Annotated in this window: 4 protein-coding genes; 1 reads left to right on the top strand and 3 read right to left on the bottom strand. The window is 40.8% G+C overall.

Annotated elements, in window-relative coordinates; translation table 11 throughout:
- Nucleotides 1–169: 169 nt before the first annotated feature.
- The 3 genes from map to leuB all read right to left on the bottom strand — a co-directional run bounded on the left by map (nucleotide 170) and on the right by leuB (nucleotide 3,018).
- On the bottom strand, nucleotides 170–934 hold the full coding sequence (gene map, locus ACKI5B_RS10785) for a type I methionyl aminopeptidase (protein ID WP_407428619.1): 765 nt from the start codon (nucleotides 932–934) through the stop codon (nucleotides 170–172).
- A gap of 120 nt (nucleotides 935–1,054) precedes the next feature.
- Nucleotides 1,055–1,816, bottom strand: coding sequence for a J domain-containing protein (locus ACKI5B_RS10780; protein ID WP_407428617.1), 762 nt, complete (start codon nucleotides 1,814–1,816; stop codon nucleotides 1,055–1,057).
- Between the two features lie 107 nt (nucleotides 1,817–1,923).
- The gene (gene leuB / locus ACKI5B_RS10775; RefSeq protein ID WP_407428615.1) at nucleotides 1,924–3,018 is read right to left on the bottom strand and encodes a 3-isopropylmalate dehydrogenase; all 1,095 of its coding nucleotides are present in this window, start codon (nucleotides 3,016–3,018) and stop codon (nucleotides 1,924–1,926) included.
- 199 nt (nucleotides 3,019–3,217) lie between these two features.
- On the opposite strand from leuB, the gene ACKI5B_RS10770 reads away from it, so the two are divergent.
- Nucleotides 3,218–3,441 (top strand): hypothetical protein (locus ACKI5B_RS10770; RefSeq protein WP_407428613.1); only part of this gene is annotated, 224 nt, incomplete at its 3' end.

Genomic DNA, 3,441 nt, shown 5'->3' with positions numbered 1-3,441 from the left:
AAGCCGTGTGCATGAAAGAGAAACAGCGGCAAATGCCAGTGCACAAGCCATTGTTCCTGCTAAGAAACGTTTTGTTATTTTTTTCATATAAAAAGCCTCCAAAGAGTTATATTAAGTTTCTATTAATAAAACTCTCAGAGGCTTTTTTTAGTTACAGAAAAAGTTGTTATTAACAAATCAAATCATCACAGGCGGTAAGCACCTCTGTGTGGTCTGGGAAAACTGCAACTGTATGTTCTTCATGACAGCTCCACTTTCCGTCTGCTGTTAAAACAGTCCAGCCGTCTTTTGCAAGATCAACATCGCCTGTTCCGATATTAATCATCGGTTCAATTGCCAGAACCATTCCCGCCTGAATGCGGGGGTTAGGACCGCCTTCCGGCAGATTTGGAATACTTGGATCTTCATGGACATCAAGACCGACTCCATGACCGCAGTACTCATGAACTACGCCATAACCATAACGACCGTGCGCTACATCATAAACAGCATTTGAAATGTCACGGATTCGGTTTCCTTTTACGCAGGCTGCAATTCCTGCAGTTAAACTTTCACGTGTAGCCTGAACAAGACGTCGGATTTCAGGTTTTACATTTCCAATCATAACAGTATGAGTTGAATCTGAGATATATCCGTCTAAATCAATTCCGATATCGAGTGAAACAATATCCCCATCGTGAATAATTTTTTTGCGGGAAGGAATTCCATGAATTACTTCGTTATTAATGCTGATGCAGGCTGCCCCTGGAAAATCTTCATGATACCAGGCTGGAGTTCCTCCAATTTTTTTAATAAATTTTACGCACAAATCATCAACTTCTTTTGTGCTCATACCTGCATGAACCTGAGGAATTACTTCCCTGAACAAATCTGCCAGCGCATGGCAGGATTTCCGGATTCCTTCGATTTCTTTTTCATTCTTTAACCGAATCATAAAATATATATCTCCTTGACTGTTTCTCCGTTCGCAAACCTCCATGTTTGCTCACTCCGACAGAATCCCGTGAGGGATTCTGTCCTGTCTTTTACGCTGCATCCATGCGGCGCATCACTGTTAACCAATAATTCTTCTTGCTTCTTCTTCGCAAATTCTTGCAGTTCGGTCATCTCCAATTCTGCGATACGCGCAAGCCATTTTCCGAAGAAAATTTGCATCATTTGACTTTCCAAAGCCTAATTCAAGAGCTCTTTCCCAGCAATCAAGTGCCAGTTCATCAGCAATTTTGCCTTCCAGATGATTTTTAAGGATATTTGCTGCAAGCTCCATTACTTCGGGAAAGAACAGCCTGAAATACTGGTAACTGTATTCCATGCGGATAATTTGTTCAAGCAAAATAAACGCATCGTAATATTCCTGACGTAGGACGAGCTCTTCTGCAAGAATAAAGCCGTAATCCATAAAATCTTCGCGAGTAAACCATTTTGCAAGACGAAACCCCGCATGATTCATACTCATTTTTTTGAATTCTGCAACAGCATCGTCTTCGCGGTTATGCATTAAATCAAAAAAAATAAGTTTTGAACGGCTTTCTTCATCGCTGCGTGCTGAAAGCCATTTTCTGTAATCAAAAGAATTAACAGAACGGCTGTAACGGCTCTGTGCTTTCCTTGTAAAATAAGATTCATCGAAAAGAGAACGCTGTTTTACATCAGAAAGAATTTCGTATGCCTTTACGACCTTACGGAATTCTTCAGTCGTTTCCGAATTTTGAGAAGCATCAGGATGTAACAGCTTTGCTTTCTGACGGTATGCACGCTTTATTTCTGCCGCTGTGGCATCATGACGTACTCCGAGAATCTTATAACAGTCTTCCAATTTGAGCTACATAATAAAACTTTTCAGAAGTTTATACAAATGAAAAAAAATGTCCTGCTTTCAGGTGATGCCTTAAAGCAGGACATTTTCTTTGATGAAATTAGTGTTTATTTGTTAAGATATTCAAGAACAAGTTCACCCATCTTTTTGGTGCCAACGAGTTTACCTGCTGCTTTTACTTCTGCAAGGTGGCTTCCTGCAATGTCGCCTGTGCGCCAGCCTGCATCGAGAACTGCGTTCACTGCGTTTTCGATTGCTTTTGCTTCTTCCTCAAGTTTGAATGAGTAGCGGAGGAGCATTGCTGCAGAAAGGATTGTTGCCAGTGGATTAGCCAAGTCCTTTCCTGCGATATCAGGAGCTGAACCGTGGATTGGCTCGTAGAGACCAGGGCCTGTTCCGTCACCGAGAGAAGCTGAAGCGAGCATACCGATTGAACCTGTAATCTGGCTTGCTTCGTCGCTCAAAATGTCACCGAACATATTGCTTGTTGCGATAACGTCGAACTGGCGAGGGTTACGAACCATCTGCATTGAAGCGTTGTCGATGTAAAGGTAAGAAAGAGTTACATCCGGGTAGTCTTTTTTAACGTCTTCTGCAACGCGTCTCCAGAGCTGTGAAGAGTTTAAAATGTTTGCTTTATCTACAACGCAGAGTCTTTTCTGACGGTTCTGTGCGTATTCAAATCCCATGCGTACGATTCGCTCAATCTCTGGGCGGGTGTATTTTTCTGTATCCCATGCAGTGTTCTGATCTTCAGAAGTTCCGCGCTCACCGAAGTAGATACCACCTGTAAGTTCGCGTACGATAAGGATGTCCAAGCCTTCGCCAACGATTTCGTCTTTGAGAGGGCAGGCATCTTTAAGCTGCTTCCACATTACAGCTGGTCTGAGGTTAGCAAATACCTTCATACCGCCGCGAAGACCGAGAAGAGCTTTTTCAGGGCGGAGTTCAGATGCAAGATTGTCCCATTTTGGACCGCCGACAGCACCGAGCAAAGCTGCGTCTGAGTCGAGAGCAATCTGAAGCTGCTCTTTTGGAAGCGGATGACCAAACTGATCGATTGCTGAACCGCCTGCGATAACTTTTGTGTAGTTCCATTTGTGACCATATTTTTTTGCAACAGCATCAAGAACTTTGACTGCTTCTGCTACAACATCTGGACCGATTCCGTCCCCTGGAATCAAAGCAATAGTCTTTTCCATAAATAATTCCTCAATTTTATAAAAAATTACAGTTATTATTATAAGAGTTTTTGTTGTTGCGTAAAGTGAAATTGAAGAATTTTAATGTTGCTTTATATGCAATTATATCAGGATTTTTTAGTAAAAAATCTTCTAGTCTTTTATGTATTTATATAGTATTCTATTTTGGTTTACTTTCTTCTTTTTAGGATGTTGATGTATGAAAAAAATTACAGTTCCTGTTCTGAATATTTTACTTGCAGCCGGCGTTTTATTAATTCTTATTGGTTTACTTTTATTTTCTCATCTTAATTCTGATTTCAGTTCGGAAGTTCCTGTTTTTTCTATAATTATTATGATTTTTGGTGCAGTATTTTTTTATGTAGCAATGACAGTTATTCACTGGGCTGTTATATTCTTTTTTGGGCTTCTTGTTTTTTTTCT

The sequence above is a fragment of the Treponema sp. genome (assembly GCF_045657965.1).
Lineage (GTDB): Bacteria > Spirochaetota > Spirochaetia > Treponematales > Treponemataceae > Treponema_D.
The sequence above is the reverse complement of the archived record's forward strand: the minus strand, read 5'-3'. Positions and strand labels throughout refer to the sequence as shown.

Coding starts and splice junctions, on each gene's coding strand:
- map (WP_407428619.1), bottom strand. CDS start 934: ATGATTCGGTTAAAGAATGAAAAAGAAATCGAAGGAATCCGGAAATCC.
- leuB (WP_407428615.1), bottom strand. CDS start 3,018: ATGGAAAAGACTATTGCTTTGATTCCAGGGGACGGAATCGGTCCAGAT.